The sequence below is a fragment of the Luteibacter sp. HA06 genome (assembly GCF_054061215.1).
Genome location: NZ_JBSSDZ010000001.1, coordinates 51,429 through 66,819, shown reverse-complemented (window position 1 = coordinate 66,819; position 15,391 = coordinate 51,429). Strand labels below are relative to the sequence as shown.

Below are 15,391 nucleotides of genomic sequence, written 5' to 3'. Positions count from 1 at the left end.
TCCCACAAGAGCCGTCCCAAGAGGGCACCGCCCCTCGGCAGCGCCTATAGGCCCGCGTTGAAAACCCTGACGTCCGCCGGGACTTTAAGCTCGCCCGAAGGCAGCGAGAGAATCAGGCCGCCCGGCGGCTGGATCGGCTGAGTGATGGTAAGCGTGACCTGCTTGCCCTTGGCCTTGAGCGTATATCCGAGGCGCCCGAAAGGCGTGCGCAGATCACGGATCGCGATGCCCTCGCCTTCGAGCCAGCTCGCCTGCACGCCGGCAGCCAGCACCATGCTCTTGTCCGCTTCACGGTCGTAGGCGAACAGGTCGAGTGCCGAACGCACGAAGTCCGACGCGATCCATGCGTGCGGCATGTCGCCGACGAAGCGTGGCTTGCGCGCATCGTGACCGACTACTTCAGCCCACTGGTTCCACGCCGCCGGTCGGCGGTCGGCGAAAAAGAAGGCGATCAGGTCGCCGACGCGATCCCGCCAGCCGAGCCGGACGAACGTGGCAATCGTACGGACTTCGTAAGGGGTGTAATCCTCCCACGCGACGCTGCCATCGCGGCGCGCAACGAAACCCTGCCAGTACTTCTCGAAGGTCCGTTCGACGAGCGCCTTCGGCAGGCGTGCCTGTTCGCCGCCGGGAGACAGTGCGATGGTCGTCGAGGTCGCGTCGAAATCGCCTAGCTCGGCCGAGCCCGGGATGAAGTCGATGCCACGCGCTTTCACGGCGGCGTCGATCGATGCATGCAGGTCGCCGCGGAACTGGTCGCGTGAGGCCGTGTATGCAATGACGTCGTCTGCGCGCCCGAGCACCGAAGCGAGTTCGACGGCGTCGTCGTAGCCCTTGAGCGCCCAGAAGTCGTCCCAGTACGAATGCATCGGCTTGGTCGAATAGCCTTCGTGGCTGATCGACGCCGGCATCAATCCGTAAAGCGCGCGACCCGCGCCCTGCAGACGCGTTGGCTGGCGCTCGCTGGCGCGTAGCGCGTCCATGTACGTCACGGCCTTCACGACATGCGGCCACAGCGTCTCGACCGTCGCGCGGTCATGCGTATAGCGCCAAAGCTCGGCCACGCTGAAGATCAGTTCGCCCTGGCTGTCATTCTCGGGCACCGGATCGGAACCGCGCGCGTCGACGCAACAAGGCACCTTGCCGTTGGAGAACTGATGCGGCGCATACCAGCGGATAAAGGACGAGGCTACGTCTTCGTGGCCCGTCCGTAGCAATCCCTCGAGCATCATCGCGCCATCGCGCACCCAGGTGCGTGAGTACGACCGCGTGCCAGGCTGCAGTGCAGGACCATCGCGGGACATGAGGATCTGCCCGACGCCACTCTTCATCGTGTCGATGATCGGCTGCGCTGAGGCTGGCACCGTGATGTCGACGCGATCGAGCTTGTCGCGCCACTCGGAGGCTACGGCTTGTGCGTGTGCCTCGAGCCAGGTTCCCGCATCCGGCGGCAACGCAACCACGTCGTCCTGCTTCACCGGAACGACAAGGCCAAGATCGACATGACCGTGTGCGGGCACACGCAGGTCGTACATCAAGGCGCCCTGTGCGAAGCCGGCATCGTCGTGCAGGGTTTTAACGGATGGACGCTCGCCGCCGTCCAGCCGCTCGCTGAGGGTTTTCGGTTGATTATTGCTGGCGACGAAGGTCGTCGTCGGCTGCAACGGTACGACCTTGTGTGTGCCGTTCACGGTCAGCGCGTGACCATCCCAGGCGAGATCGTTGATGGGGCTCGTGCCGCCGGGCGCGTTGAGGAACTGCGTGGGTGGATTGACCTGGAACGGACGTGCTGCAAGAGCCAGCGTGACGTCCCGGGCTGCATCACTATCGTTAGAAACGCGGTAGCTCATCACCAGTTGCGAGGCGCCCGCAGGCCCTTGGGCAAACGCAGTGGTCTCGAGGGAAAGCCCATTGGCAACCCATCGCACCGAAGGCATTGGCAGGTAACGGTCGCGCAGCGACTGTATCGTCGTGACATCGGCCCAGGTAATCAGCTTGCCGCGATCGATCAGGAAGGGCTCGATGGAAAATCCGCCGCGCACGATCTCCACCGCACCGTCTTCCGAGATGAGCGCCGAATCGCGACCTCCGCCGTCGACACCGACGATCGTCCAGTACGACTGCTCACCCGAGAATCCCCGCGGGTAGAGTCCGCGACGTACCTGTTTCGCACGCGACTCGAATACGGCGTTCACCGTGGGCGGTGGCACAGCCACGGCTTCCGGCTCTCGTGCCGTGAGGCGGAGATTGTCGAAGCACACCTCACCACGGTTCGCCGCGCCAGAAGGCTGCGCCTCCGCGTAGACCACGAACTCGAGCTCACGCGTATGTCGAAGTGTGCGGTCCTTCACGGGTCCCCAGGCGAACTCGACCTGGCGGCTCGTCGCTTCGATGGTCTTCCACGTAGTGCCGGGCACGAAGTGCGCCTGCTGGAACCACCAGACGTTGTCGCCGCTGTCGTCGATCAGCTTCAGCTGCAGCGTGTTCGGCGGCATGCTGCCGCGCACATCGAAGCTCAGCGCAAAGCCTTCCGGGAAATCGACAGGAAGCGTCTTGCGGATCGAGGCCGCGCCCGAGACGCCATTGAAATCGTAGGCGAGGCAAAGCGCCTGCCCGGTGCGGCCGGGCACCGTGCGTAGCGTGGCCGATACATCGTCGGTGTGCGTCGCCAACCACCCCGTCGACGTGTCAAAGCTATCTAGCACGCGTGCCTTGTCCGCGGCGAACGTGGGCACGGCAACCAGGCAAGCCACGACGGCAAGCGCGAACGATGCGAAACGCGACATACGGGTTTATCCCTTGACGCTGCCCATCAGCAGGCCTTCGAGGTAGTAACGCTGCAGGGCGAGGAAAAGCACGAGCACGGGCAGGATCGTCACCACCGAACCGGCCATCATCAGCTCGCTGTCCTGCACGTGTTCGCGCGATAGCGAAGCCAGCGCAATGGGCAGCGTGTAGTGTTCCTGGCCGGTCAGCGCGATCAGCGGCCACATGAAATCGTTCCACGCGGCGAGAAAGGTGAAGATCGCCAGCGTGACCATGATCGGCTTCAGCAGCGGCATGACGATCGTGGCGAAGATACGGAACTCGCCGGCACCGTCGATGCGCGCGGCTTCCATCAGGTCGTCCGGGATGCCGCTGGCATACTGGCGCACAAGGAAGATGCCGAAGATGGTCGCCAGCGCTGGCACGATCACCGCGCCATAGGTATTCACCAGGCCCATGTACTTCAGTAACAGGAACAGCGGCAACATCGCGACCTGCGCCGGGATCACCAGCGCGCCGAGCAACATCTGGAAGATCCGCTGGCGCCCCTTGAACTCCAGTTTGGCAAAGGCATAACCGGCCATGAGATTGAACGCGAGCGAGACCACGGTGATCGCCGTAGAAACCAGCAGGCTGTTCACCAGATAGCGGCCCATGCCAGCGTTGAGGAACAGCTGGCGATAGTTGGCGAGGGTCGGATGTGTCGGCAGGATCGGTGGCGGCAGCCCGCTTGCCTCACCCTGTGGCATGAACGACACCGACACCATGTACAGCAGTGGCGCGATGGCGATCGCGGCGGCACCGATCAGCAGGCCGTTGATCAGGGCCTTGGCCAGGCGTGGGCTCATGCCTTTTCTCCCTGCCGCGACAGGCGCAGCATCGTCGCGGTGACCGCGAACATGATGACGAACAGGATGAAGGCCACGGCGGAGGCCGAGCCCAGGTTCCACCACTTGAAGCCTTCTTCGTACATCAGGTAAAGCACGGAGGTCGTGCTCTGCAGCGGGCCGCCTTCGGTCATGACGTACGGCTCGGCGAACAGCTGAAAGTAACCGGAAACGGTGAGGATGCTCACCATAAGCAGGGTCGGCCTGAGCATCGGCAGGGTGATATGGCGGAACTGCGCGAAGGCCGAGGCACCATCGATGCGCGCCGCCTCGTAGAGGTCGCCGGGGATCGCCTGCAGGCCCGCCATGAAGATGATCATGTTGTAGCCGAAGTTCTTCCACACCGCGAACAGGATGATCGTCGGCATTGCCCAGTGCGGATCGCCCAGCCAGTCCACGGTCGGCATGCCGATCGAATCAAGTGCATAGTTGATCAGGCCGTACTTGGTGTTGAAGAGGTAGCGCCAGATCACGGCCACCGCGACCACGGTCGTCACCACGGGCGCGAACAGCGCCGTCCGGAAGAACGGTTTGAACCGTGCGAGGGGCGAATTGAGCAGCATCGCCGCACCGAGCGATGCAATCAGCGACAGGGGCACGCCGACCACGACGAAATACACCGTGTGCCCGAGCGCCGACCAGAACAACGGACGCTGCAGCAACTGCCAGTAATTCTGCAGGGCGACGAAGCGCAGGTTGCGGATATCCGCCAGGGCATACAGATCGTAGTCCGTGACCGAGAGGATCAGGGCGGCGATCACGGGCAGCAGGAAGAACAGGCCGAGGATGATCAGCGCGGGCGTAATAAACAGCCAGGCGGCGCGAGACGTATTCATGGCGATGCCTTACGGCCGTGGTCGAGCATCCAGCGACGTTTTTCGAGCAGGCGATCGGCGCGGCGATCTATCTCGGCTGCTGCGTCGTCGATGGAGATGTCGCCATGCGCCGCCTGTGCGGCGACCAGCTGCATCTCCGTGACGATACGTTCCCACTCCGCGACCGGCGGCGTCGGCTTGACGCGCTCGAGCTGCTCACGGAATGCGGTCGCCTTGTCGTCATCGCGCAACGCCGGGGCCTCCCACGACGAGCGGCGCGGCGGCATGTCGCCGAGGATCTGGTAGAAGCGTTCCTGGATAGCCGGGCGCGAGAGGAACTCGATGAGCGCCCAGGCGTCGTCCTTGTGCTTGGACGCGCGGAAGATCACCAGGCTGGAGCCGCCGGCATTCGATGCCCCGGGGCCATTCGGGCCGGGCAACGGCGTGGTTGCCCAATCACCCTGCTGCTCGGGGGGCAGGCGTTTGCGGAACTCGCCGATGTTCCACGGACCGGACAGGTAGAACGTATAAAACCCCTGGCCGAAGGCGGCCCACGGGTTACCGACACCGACGTTGGTCATCATCGGCGCCTGCTGGTTCTTGAACAGCGAAACGTAGAAGGTCAGCGCTTTCTTGAAGCCCGCGCTACGGAAGTTGCCGTAGCGCCCGTCGTCGCGGAGCAGGGGTTCGTCCTGCTGCAGCGAAAGCGCGAGCAACTGTTCGAACTCATTCGTCGGCAGCAGCACGCCATAGGTCTTGCCGGGCGGCTGTGACAACTTCGCCATCATTTCCTGCCACTCGGGCCAGTCACGCGGCGGATGGTCGTAGCCCACCTTCGCGAGGAGATCCTTGCGATAAAACAGCAGACGCGTATCGACGTACCAGGGCACGCCGTAGAGCTTGCCGTCGATGACGTTGGTGGACCAGATGGCCGGGAAGTAATCGTTGCGGTCGACCACCTTCGACGATGCCACGAGCGCATCGAGCGGCTCGATCGCATCCAGTGCCACGAGCTCAGGCACCCAGGTGTTACCCAGCTGGGTGATATCGGGCGTGGAGTCACCGGCGTACGCGGTGAGCAGCTTCTGGTGCGCGGCGGTGAGCGGCAGCTGCTGCACGGAGACATGCAGCCCCGGATGCTCGCGCTCGAATTCCGGCAATAACTTCTCCACCGCCTCGCCTTCGCGACCGATGGTCCAGAACTGCAGGGTCCGGGTGCCCTCTTCCTGTTTCGCACAGCCGGCTACCGTGGCGCCGGCTAGCGCCAACGCCACAGTGATCCGGAACGCACGGGTGAAGCGACTCACCACAGGTTGGCGGCCGTGTCGGCATCGAGCCAGCCGCCGGTAAAGCCGGCGCGCTGCAGACCCTTGCGGATATACGGATTCTTCTTCATCACCGACCAGACGAAATCGCTGCGGTAGTTCTCGATCATCAACACGATCGGGCCTTGGTCGATACCCAGGTGCACGGTGTCAGCCCAGCCAAAGCCCGGCACCAGCTTGCCCGTACGCAGTTCGGTCTGGGTGTCGAAGGTCAGGTTGAACGCATCGACGAAACCATACTTCGTGTAGATGTTCTGGCCGTACTTCTTCTTCATCTCTTCGAGCGCGGGGATCGCGATCTCCGGCGCGAAGGCGATCGAGCCGCCCGCCGCGGTCGGCACGATGGTGCCGTCGTCCGAAATGTAATCCAGGCCCGCACCACGCGCCGTGTACCCGGCGAAGGTGCGTTCCTTGTCACCCTGCTTGACGATCAGGCCGCCGGGGCCATTGCTCGCGGTGAGGCCCCAGATGTTCTTGCCGTAGCCCTTCCAGCCACCGGGGTTGGCCACGGCATAGGCCTGCTGCGAGTACGCCGCACGGCGGCTGTTCTCGAAGTAGTCCATGCCGTGGTCGCGGCCCCAGGCGTCGCGGATGCCGCGGAAATCCACCCAGGTGTGGCTGTACTGGTGGCCGAACAGCGGGGCGAAGTTGAGGAAGGTCTGGCCGTGGAACTCGCCCCAGGTCTTGTCGTACGTTGCGGTCCAGGCCTGCCAGGCATCGTCGCCCACCGGATGCGTCGGTGAGCCGAGCGCCAGGATGTAGACCAGCATGCCTTCGTTATAGCCGGCCCAGTCGTGCGGAATCATCTTGCCGCCCGGCGTCCAGCCCATGCTGATCAACGCACCGTGGTTCTGCGCCCAGGTCCACTCGACCCGACGGTAAATGTCGTCGGCGAGCTGTCGAATCTGGGCTTCCTGTGGGTTGTCATGGTCGAAGTAGCTCTGCGCGAACAGGATGCCGCCAAGCAGGAGCGTGGTGTCCACGGTAGAGACTTCCGTCCAGCGTGCTTCACGCTGACCGGTCTGCATGTTCAGGAAGTGATAGAAGAAGCCCTTGTACCCGGTGGCGCCGTCTTCGGAATCGTTCTGCGGGGCATCGTGGAAGAAACGCAGGGTGGCCAGCGTGCGCTCGGCAGCCTGGTCACGCGTGATGTAACCGCGCTCCACGCCCACGCCGTACGCCGTCAGGCCGAAGCCGACCGAGGCGATCGAAGCGAAGGAGGGACTCGGGTAGTGATCCGGAATGAGGCCATTGGTCGGGTTGCCGCTGTCCCAGAACCACTGGAAGGTGCGTTTTTCCAGGTCGACGACCATCGGTGGGACGGCGTGGAGGTCTTTGAGCGTAATGGCTGAGGTGTGCTTCGCCTTCGCGGGTTCTTTCTGCGCGAGAGCGAGGGGGGCAGTACTGGCGAGCATGATACCGAGTGCTAGTGAGAGGCGTTTAATCGTACTGGACTTCATGGCGCGCATTCCTTCGGACTATTCGGGACTGGCGCCAGCGACGTGGGGACATGGCTGGCGCGTAAACGTTTACGTCGAGAGGTCGGAGAAAGGCCCCGAAGGGCCTTGGTTGAGTCTGGAACCATACGTTCCGAGCCTCCCTCTGGCAATCATTGGTCTCATCAGATCACCCCAGACGGTGCACGGCACTCGCGCTCGATGAACTGCTGATGGGTCGGCATGAGATCGACATTCTTCGAAATCACGTCGCGGATGCTGGCCAGGAACTTGGGCAGGTCGGCATCAGGCATCTGGTCCACCAGCGGGTTGTAACCGGTGGGCATGATGCCCTGGCCGATCATCACCTGGACCCAGCTGACGGCAGCGAACATCTCGTCGGCATTGCGGAAGAAACGTCCGCTGTGGCGGAACAGGTCAATGTTGGTCTTGAGCGAATCGGGGATCGACATCGTCCGGCAGTAGTTCCAGAACGGCGTGTCGTCGCGCGTCGTGGCGTTGTAATGCAGGACGAGGAAATCGCGGATGCGCTCGGACTCGAATCGTGTGCGGTCGTTGAAACGGTCGATGAGCAGCGGATCCATGACGCCGTCGCTGGGAAACAGTTCCAGAAGTTTGGAGATACCGGCCTGGACCATGTGGATGCTGGTCGACTCCAGCGGCTCCATGAAGCCACTCGCCAGGCCCAGGGCCACGACATTCCTGTTCCAGGTCTTCTTGCGCATGCCGGTGACGAAGCGCAGCGGGCGCGGCTGACCAAGCGCCTTACCGTCGAGGTTGGCCATCAGCTTCGCCGCAGCTTCGTCCTCGCTGATGAACTGGCTCGAGTAAACATAGCCGTTGCCGGTGCGGTGCTGCAGCGGGATACGCCATTGCCAGCCGGCTTCGCGTGCGGTGGAACGCGTGTATGGCGTGGGTGCCTCGACGCGCTCGCAGGGCACGGCAAGTGCGCGGTCGCACGGTAGCCAGTGGCTCCAGTCCTCATAACCGGATTGCAGCGCACCTTCGATGAGCAGTCCACGGAAGCCGGAGCAGTCGATGAAGAGATCGCCTTCGATGCGCTCACCGCTCTCCATGACGATGGCGGCAACATGCCCATTCTGAGGGTTCAGGTCGACGTTGCGGACCTTTCCTTCAGTGCGGCGCACGCCCCGGGCCTCGCTGTATTGGCGCAGGTAACGCGCGTAGAGCGAGGCGTCGAAATGGTAGGCGTAGCCGATCCCACCGAGGGGAGAGTTCGCCGGCACGTCCGTAGGTGCAGGCATGAACCTGCCACGCGTCGCGGCGACGGTGTTGACCGAATAGTCGTGGAGGTCGTCATGCGGCGGAAGCACGCCCGAGAGCTTGCCCTTCAGCCAGTACTGATGGAACGGCGTCAGGCCGATGTCATGGCCCATCACGCCGAACCCGTGAATATAGGAATCGCCCAGCTTGCCCCAGTCCCGGAACTGGATGCCCAGCTTGAACGTGCCCTGCGTGCGCGCGACGAAGTCGGCTTCGTTGAGGCCCAGCAGGTTATTGAACAGCTTGATGTGTGGAACAGTGGCCTCGCCGACGCCGACGGTTCCGATCTCCTCGGATTCCACCAGCCGCACGGTGACCTGCTTGTTCAGTACGCGGATCAAGGCAGCCGCAGCCATCCAGCCAGCCGTGCCGCCACCGACGATGACGATATTGGTGATGCCGTTGGCCATCGCTATCCACGCATGCCACGAAAAGAAACGCGCCCGCGGGGAGACACACGGGCGCCAAAGAAAGACGCATCCGGCAAAGCCATCCGGATGCGCCTGTGGAGCGGTTTAGAACTTGAAGCCTGCGGTGAAGCGGGCGGTGCGCGGAACGAACATGATGTTACCGGTCTTGTTGAAGGCAACCGGGTTCGACGTCGTGTTATCGACACCGCTCGAACCGAAGTTCGGAGTGTAGTCGGCGTAGTTCTTCCAGTTGAACACGTTGAGGATGTCGAAACGGATGTAGAACTTGGTCTGGTCGTTCTCACTGATCACGAAGTCTTTCGTGGCCTGGAAATCGATGTCGCGATAGCCCCAGATCTTGCCGCCGACGAGGAATTTCGAGCCGCCGGGTACACCGTCCACCGGGCGCGAGCCCTCGCCGTAGCTGTAGACGACGCCGTTACCCACACCCTGCACGCCGTTGTACGGCAGCGGTGTTGCGATGGTCAGCTTGGCCGACATCGTGATGCCCCACGGACCGTCGATCGAGCCCGTGCCGACAAAGCGATGTTTGGCCACGGAGTTGGAGAGAAGGAACGGGTAGTTGTTGATCGACTCTTCGTCGAACGAGTAGTGCTCGTTGATGTCGCGGTTCTGCTTGGCGTGGCTGTACGTATACGAGAAATTGGCACTCCACCCGGATTCACGCGTGTACGGCTTGTCGACCGACACTAGTACCTGGGTCGTGCGCGTACGGATGCCGTTGTTGCCAATGATCATGCTGCCGAAGCCCGGGATACCGTTGTTCCAGGGCTGGCTACCGTTCTGGAAGAAAGCGCCATTCGGGAAGCGGTTGCCAAGGGTGAACGCGAAGCCGTCATACGACAGCACGCGGGCGACGGTCAGGTCGGTCTGCCAGTCGCCGAGCTTGTTGGACATGCCGATGCTGAACTGGTCGGAGTACGGCGCCTTCAGGTTGTTGTTCAACATGTCGACTTCCTGGCCCTTGTTCGAGCCAGCGACGAGTGCCTGCAGATTCTGCAAGCCGTTGAGGTAGGCCGGATTCCATTCCACGCAGTTCGTGTTCGGACCAGCCGTGCACGGGCGACCCGGAATATTGAAGTCGATTTCCTGGTACGGCAGAGCCGACTTCGTCTGCTCGAGCTGCAGGTAGTCGTAGAGGTTTCGGTCATACGAACGACCGTAGCCGCCGTGGATCACGTGCTCTTCGTCAGCGAACAGGTCGTACGAGAAACCGACGCGCGGCTGCCACTCGTTCTGCGCCTTACGGTTATGACCGTTGCTGATGTAGTCCTGATAATTCACGCCGCCCTTGGCGAGCGTCTGCGCGTACGTCTGGCCCGGGAACAGGCCCTGAGCATTGGGATCAAGTTGCCCGAAAGCATCGACGACGTTCGCGGGCGTAACCCAGTTGAGGTACGACGGGGTTTCTTCCTTATCCCAACGCACGCCAAGGTTCAGGGTCAGATGGTCGTTGACCGCCCAGTCGTCCTGGATATATGCGCCATATTGCTTGCTGGTCGTCTCTGACACCGGGTTGAGCCCCGGTACGGGATTTGAGAAGTTCGCCTTATATGGCAGCGGCTCGGTGCCGTCCGGACCTACGTTGTACGTGAACTGCGGGTTGGTGTCCTGCGAGTCCTGCGCGTGCAGCGTCACTTCCTTGTACTTGTAACCAGTCTTGATCGTGTGGTCGCCGTACCAGGAGAGGTCGTTGAACGTGAAGTCGTCCGACAACATCGGACCTTCCTGACCCTTGATCTGCGTGGCGAGCGGGCCGGCGGAACCCACCTGGACGATGGTCGAATCGTTGGCGGGACGATAAGCGTAGGCGAAGCCGTTTCCATAGTTGATCGGCAGCGGATCATTTGACGAGTTCTCGTAGCTTGCCTTGAACTCATTGAAGAACCAGTCACCGCTATGCTGCCAGCGGAACGTGCCGCGCGTGTCGTGGTTAGCGATCTCGACGCTGGCCGACTTGGCGACAGCCTTGGTGATGCCGTCCGCCTGTTCCTCGCGGCGGACCTGGGTGCTGATTTCGATGCGATCGCGGTCGGTCAGTTCCCAGTCGATCTTGCCGAAGTACAGCTTCTCGTTGAACGGGAGGTTGGCCGGTCCAAGCTGCGCTGCGACGCCAGGCGGCAGAAGTGCCGCAACGTTGGCCGGCGAGTTGTCGCCCGGGCTCACCGTGGTCGGCGTGTCGAACTTCTTCTCTTCGTAAGCCACGAAGAAATGCATCTGGTCCTTGATGATCGGACCACCGAGTGCGAAGCCGTATTCCTTCTCGAAGGAGTTCGCCTTCTTGCCAGCGTCGTGCTCTGCGGGCGTCGGGCTGCGGTAGGTGTCCGAGGTGTAGGTGTCGAACACTTCACCGTGAAATTCGTTCGTGCCGGATTTCGTTTCGGCCGTGATCACCGCCGACGAGACCTGGTCGTACTCGGCCTTGTAGTTGCTGGTGATGACTTTGTACTCGCCGATGGCGAGCTGCGGGAACGGGTTGCCCTGGCTGGCGGTCTGGCCGGACACGCCACCCGACTTCACGTAGCTCTTCTGGCCCACGCCGTCGATGAAGACGTTCACGGCGCTGGAGTTCTGTCCGCCGCTCTTGAGCGAGGTGTGACCCTGCGCGTCGACGTTGAACACCATGCCCGGCACGGTGTCGGCGAACTCGAGGAAGTTGCGCGAGACCTGCGGAATCGTCTGGATCTGGTGAAGCGAGATGGTGCCGCCGACTTCCGGCGTCTTCACTTCGGTCAGCGTGGTGGCGTTGACGGTCATGCCTTCCATCGCCGTGGCGTTGGCCGGCTTTGCCGTGACGTCGCCCGGACCGGCCGCGGCCGCGGCGAGGTTAAGCGTGGCGTTTGAGGCTACCGTCAGCGTGACCGTCTGTTCCGTTCCCGGACCTGCATCGACCTTGTAAGAAGCCGGCGGCAGGCCGTTGATGATGTACATGCCGTCAGCGCCCGCCTTGACGTGGCGCGTCAAGCCGGTCTGCGGGTTGAACGCGGTGACATTCGCACCCGGCGTGGTCTTGCCGCGCAAGCTCGCGGTGGCGGACTGCGCAAAGGCCGACGGTGCAACCACCGCGGTCGCTACCGTCGCGGTGATGACGCTGGCGAGTAGCTTCTTCTTCAAATGCATCGAGGCTTTCATTTTTCCCCTCTCCCAAAAGGTTCTGTGTGTGCTTTTCCGGCCCGGCTGAGCGCAAGACACGGCGGTCGACTTTTTTGTGTCGGCCACTCTTCAAAGAGCGTTCTGCCCCCCGTGTATCGCGCCCGTTCCGCGTTAGCGGACCGGAGGATCGATCGAAGTCCTGTGTTTGACGCCGTCCCTGAGATTCCAGTCACGGCCCGGCAAGCCGTGTATTCCGACGGGCGTCAGGCCCGTCGTCTTACCGTGTCGCTCCCGCCACACGAGGCGCGAACGACGATTTCGGTGCTGACGACATGCGGCTCGGGAGCGGCGTCGTCGGGAGACTCGATCATGGCGGCGAGGCGCTCGAGCGCGGCCTCACCGAGTTCGGCGATGCGGATGCGCACCGTCGTCAACGGCGGCGACACATAGCGCGCCATGGGAATGTCATCGAAACCAGCCACGGCGATGTCGTCGGGCGTGCGCACCTTCGCTTCGGCGAGGGCGGACAGGCAGCCGATCGCCATCATGTCGTTGGCGGCAAAAATCGCGTCGGGGCGTGGCACCATCGCCAGCGCTTGCTTGCCGGCGTGGTAGCCGGACTCTTCGGTGAAGTCACCCGGCAATACCGATGCGCGCTCGCCGAAACCGGCAGCGGCTAGGGCGTCGCGATAACCGCGGATACGCTCCTGCACGTCATGGTTCACTTCCGGACCGGCGATGAAGACGATGCGCTTACGACCCAGGCCCAGCAGGTGCTGGGTCATGGCGCGTGCACCGCCGAAATCGTCCACGTCCAGCGAGGCATGGCGATCCGAGCGCACGTGGCTGTTGATCAGCACGGTGGGCAGGACAGCCGGCAGGTTCTCGTCGAGAAAGGCTTCGTCCGCATGCGGAGACATCACCAGCAGGCCGTCCACACGACCCTGCATGGCGCGCAGGGCGATGGCCGCCTCGGTGGCATCGCCATGGGAGCTGGAGACCAGCAGATAGAGGCCCCGGGCGCGAGCGGCCAGGTCGATACCGCGAATGAGCTCGGAGAAGAACGAGCCATGGAGGTCGGGCAGCAGGGCGCCGATGGTCTGGGTGCGACGGGTGATCAGGCTGCGCGCAGCATTGTGCGGAACGTAGCGGAGGCGGGTCGCAACTTCACGAATGCGCTTCTGGGTCTCGGCCGTCACGCCGCCGTGGCCGTTAAGGGCGCGGGAAACCGAGGCCACGGAAACGTTGGCCATTCTCGCGACGTCTTTGATGGTCACACTCACGCGTTTTCGCCCTTTCCCCCGCCCCGGAGGGCTGATGGCGCGGAACGTAAACGTTTTCATGGCGGCTTGTAAAGCGTGCGCAAACAAGGGGTTGTTGCGATGCAGTAGTAATCTTTCCGTTACGTGATACCACTTGGTCGTCGACACGATAAATTCGTTTGGTGCCAGCGAGTTGAGTGGTACGTAAACGTTTGCGGCGGCGCAGCAGCTCTCTGAACGAAAACTTCACGGATATGAATGAATGTCGCGTTTAGTAACGGGCGTTACATGGAGAACCGCGAGTTCTTGCGTCGGGCCCGATGGGCCCGACTCGTTCTGTGGGAGCCGCTTCAGCGGCGATCCCGCGGCAGCGGGACAGATTGAGGCAAGCAGCCCATCGCCGATGAATCGGCTCCGACAGAAGATCGCTGCCGGCCGAACCGCTGGCTCTGACTTGATCCGTCAGGCTTGCTGCGCGTTTGTCGAGGTGGCGGCCACGGTGGCCGCGCGCTTCGACGACCACACGCTACAGGAATCACCTTCGACGGCTCGCCTACGGGTGGCGATGCCCAGCCAGGCGAAGCCAATACCCATGGCGATAGCGACGATATCGACGCCGAGAACCGCGTAACGACCCTCGGCCAGCGTGCGCATCAGTCGATCACCATGGATCGCCATGTCCAGCACGCCGACAACGACGCTCACCAGCGCCGTCGCCCACAGCAGATCGACCGCAGCCTTCGCCGGCCTACGCCAGAAGGTCCAGATCACGGCAGCAGCAAAGGCGGTGAAGCAAACCGGCTCGACGATGGCCTCCGGCTGGGCGCCGAACAACGGCCCGATCAGGTTGCCCAGGAAGGTGACGGAAATCGCGAAACACGTACCGATGCAGACGCCCACGGTAGCCGTGGCCATCGCGCGCACCTTCATCGGCTGCTCGGCCTGACGACGCTTACGCCGCGTTTCGATGTAGAGCAGGTTGCCCGAATAAAACAGGAAGGCACCGGCGAGTCCCAGCAGGAAGTACAGCCAGCGAAGGGATACGTTGCCGAACGAACCGAAGTGCAGGCCGAAGATCGCGGCGTACGTCGCATGATTCGCATCACGCCCGCCGCTCACCTGCACCTGAAGCAGGTGGCCGTCAGTCGCGTCGAGCGACACCATGCCGTACTCACCGAGCGTCTTGGTCGAGGTGCCCCGCACTTCCGCTGCCGCGCCCTGCTGGCCGTAATGCACGTACCGCATGTAATCGGGTTCGAAGTTCGCCGCACCCGAAGCGAGCGCGGCCTGTCGCGCACGCGCGCCGAGTTCCATGGGCGTGAGCATGACGGCGCTACCGCCCTTCGCCGGCGTCTCCGGCAGGGCGCTCGTCATGCGTTCGAACGCAGGCAGCAACTTGCCGTCGAAGGCCACGGTGTTGAACGCCATCAGCATGACCATGGTCAGGCAGAGCAAGGCACCGGTGATGGCGAAGATGATGTGGAAGGGCAGGCTGAGAATGCCGATGACGTTGTGCGCGTCCTGCCACAGCCGCTTGAGGTTATGCCCGGGACGCAGCGCGAACAGTTCGCGCACGAGATTGGGCAGGTGGATCAGTAGGCCGGTCAGCAGCGCGAGACCGTAGATCACGCTGACGATGCCCATCAGGTAGATGCCGATCGCCGGGATGCCCAGGTCGTAGTGCAACTCGTAGACGAAGTCGGCCAGCGCGTGCTCGTGGTCTTCGGCATCGCGCGCGCCGCTTTCATCGAGGGTCTGCGTCTTCCACTCCCCGTTCTTGTCCATCCAGTACGCCGCGACTTCATGCGACGGATGGTCGGCGGGGAAGGTCACGCCCACCTGATCCCGGGCGCCAGGATGCGTGGCGACGATGCCTTCGAGCATCTTCTCAACGCGGTCCATGGTGTCCGCGCGGGCCATCTCGGCCTTGGGCGAGGCCCAGGTGTCGATCTCGTCGTGGAACATGGTCAGCGCGCCCGCATAGAACGCGATGAACAACGCGAAGCCGGCCAGCAGGCCGGTCCAGGTGTGCACGACGGTGAACGTGCGGATCGTCGAGGCTTTCATCGGT

The 15,391-nt window shown here is 63.0% G+C and carries 9 protein-coding genes; all 9 read right to left on the bottom strand.

Annotated features, from left to right (window positions below; all coding sequences use genetic code 11):
* Window positions 1-44: 44 nt before the first annotated feature.
* The 9 genes from ACVWWJ_RS00285 to ACVWWJ_RS00245 all read right to left on the bottom strand — a co-directional run bounded on the left by ACVWWJ_RS00285 (window position 45) and on the right by ACVWWJ_RS00245 (window position 15,387).
* Window positions 45-2,786 (bottom strand): discoidin domain-containing protein, encoded by a 2,742-nt coding sequence (locus ACVWWJ_RS00285; RefSeq protein ID WP_456966341.1) that lies wholly within the window; start codon window positions 2,784-2,786, stop codon window positions 45-47.
* A 6-nt stretch (window positions 2,787-2,792) separates the two neighbouring features.
* Complete coding sequence (locus tag ACVWWJ_RS00280) at window positions 2,793-3,614, bottom strand: carbohydrate ABC transporter permease (RefSeq protein WP_159890203.1); 822 nt, start codon at window positions 3,612-3,614, stop codon at window positions 2,793-2,795.
* Window positions 3,611-4,489 (bottom strand): carbohydrate ABC transporter permease, encoded by an 879-nt coding sequence (locus tag ACVWWJ_RS00275; RefSeq protein ID WP_159890205.1) that lies wholly within the window; start codon window positions 4,487-4,489, stop codon window positions 3,611-3,613. Before ACVWWJ_RS00275 ends, ACVWWJ_RS00280 begins: the two co-directional genes overlap by 4 nt.
* On the bottom strand, window positions 4,486-5,775 hold the full coding sequence (locus tag ACVWWJ_RS00270) for a sugar ABC transporter substrate-binding protein (protein ID WP_456966340.1): 1,290 nt from the start codon (window positions 5,773-5,775) through the stop codon (window positions 4,486-4,488). Before ACVWWJ_RS00270 ends, ACVWWJ_RS00275 begins: the two co-directional genes overlap by 4 nt.
* A complete protein-coding gene (locus ACVWWJ_RS00265) occupies window positions 5,772-7,253 on the bottom strand; it encodes a glucoamylase family protein (protein WP_159890209.1) in 1,482 nt (493 codons plus the stop codon). The genes ACVWWJ_RS00270 and ACVWWJ_RS00265 overlap by 4 nt, the downstream gene beginning before the upstream one ends.
* 161 nt (window positions 7,254-7,414) lie before the next feature.
* Window positions 7,415-8,944, bottom strand: a complete 1,530-nt coding sequence (locus ACVWWJ_RS00260) for a tryptophan halogenase family protein (RefSeq protein WP_456966339.1) — start codon at window positions 8,942-8,944, stop codon at window positions 7,415-7,417.
* A 105-nt stretch (window positions 8,945-9,049) separates the two neighbouring features.
* Entirely contained in the window at window positions 9,050-12,097 is a 3,048-nt protein-coding gene (locus ACVWWJ_RS00255; protein ID WP_456966338.1) for a TonB-dependent receptor, read from the bottom strand.
* A gap of 224 nt (window positions 12,098-12,321) precedes the next feature.
* Window positions 12,322-13,341, bottom strand: a complete 1,020-nt coding sequence (locus ACVWWJ_RS00250) for a LacI family DNA-binding transcriptional regulator (protein ID WP_200851530.1) — start codon at window positions 13,339-13,341, stop codon at window positions 12,322-12,324.
* Window positions 13,342-13,782: 441 nt separating this feature from the next.
* The gene (locus tag ACVWWJ_RS00245; RefSeq protein ID WP_456966337.1) at window positions 13,783-15,387 is read right to left on the bottom strand and encodes a PepSY-associated TM helix domain-containing protein; all 1,605 of its coding nucleotides are present in this window, start codon (window positions 15,385-15,387) and stop codon (window positions 13,783-13,785) included.
* Between the last annotated feature and the right edge of the window lie 4 nt (window positions 15,388-15,391).

Bases quoted from the DNA above. Each gene is read 5' to 3' on its own strand.
- ACVWWJ_RS00245 (WP_456966337.1), bottom strand. From the start codon at position 15,387: ATGAAAGCCTCGACGATCCGCACGTTCACCGTCGTGCACACCTGGACC.
- ACVWWJ_RS00280 (WP_159890203.1), bottom strand. From the start codon at position 3,614: ATGAGCCCACGCCTGGCCAAGGCCCTGATCAACGGCCTGCTGATCGGT.
- ACVWWJ_RS00275 (WP_159890205.1), bottom strand. From the start codon at position 4,489: ATGAATACGTCTCGCGCCGCCTGGCTGTTTATTACGCCCGCGCTGATC.
- ACVWWJ_RS00255 (WP_456966338.1), bottom strand. From the start codon at position 12,097: ATGAAAGCCTCGATGCATTTGAAGAAGAAGCTACTCGCCAGCGTCATC.
- ACVWWJ_RS00285 (WP_456966341.1), bottom strand. From the start codon at position 2,786: ATGTCGCGTTTCGCATCGTTCGCGCTTGCCGTCGTGGCTTGCCTGGTT.
- ACVWWJ_RS00260 (WP_456966339.1), bottom strand. From the start codon at position 8,944: ATGGCCAACGGCATCACCAATATCGTCATCGTCGGTGGCGGCACGGCT.
- ACVWWJ_RS00265 (WP_159890209.1), bottom strand. From the start codon at position 7,253: ATGAAGTCCAGTACGATTAAACGCCTCTCACTAGCACTCGGTATCATG.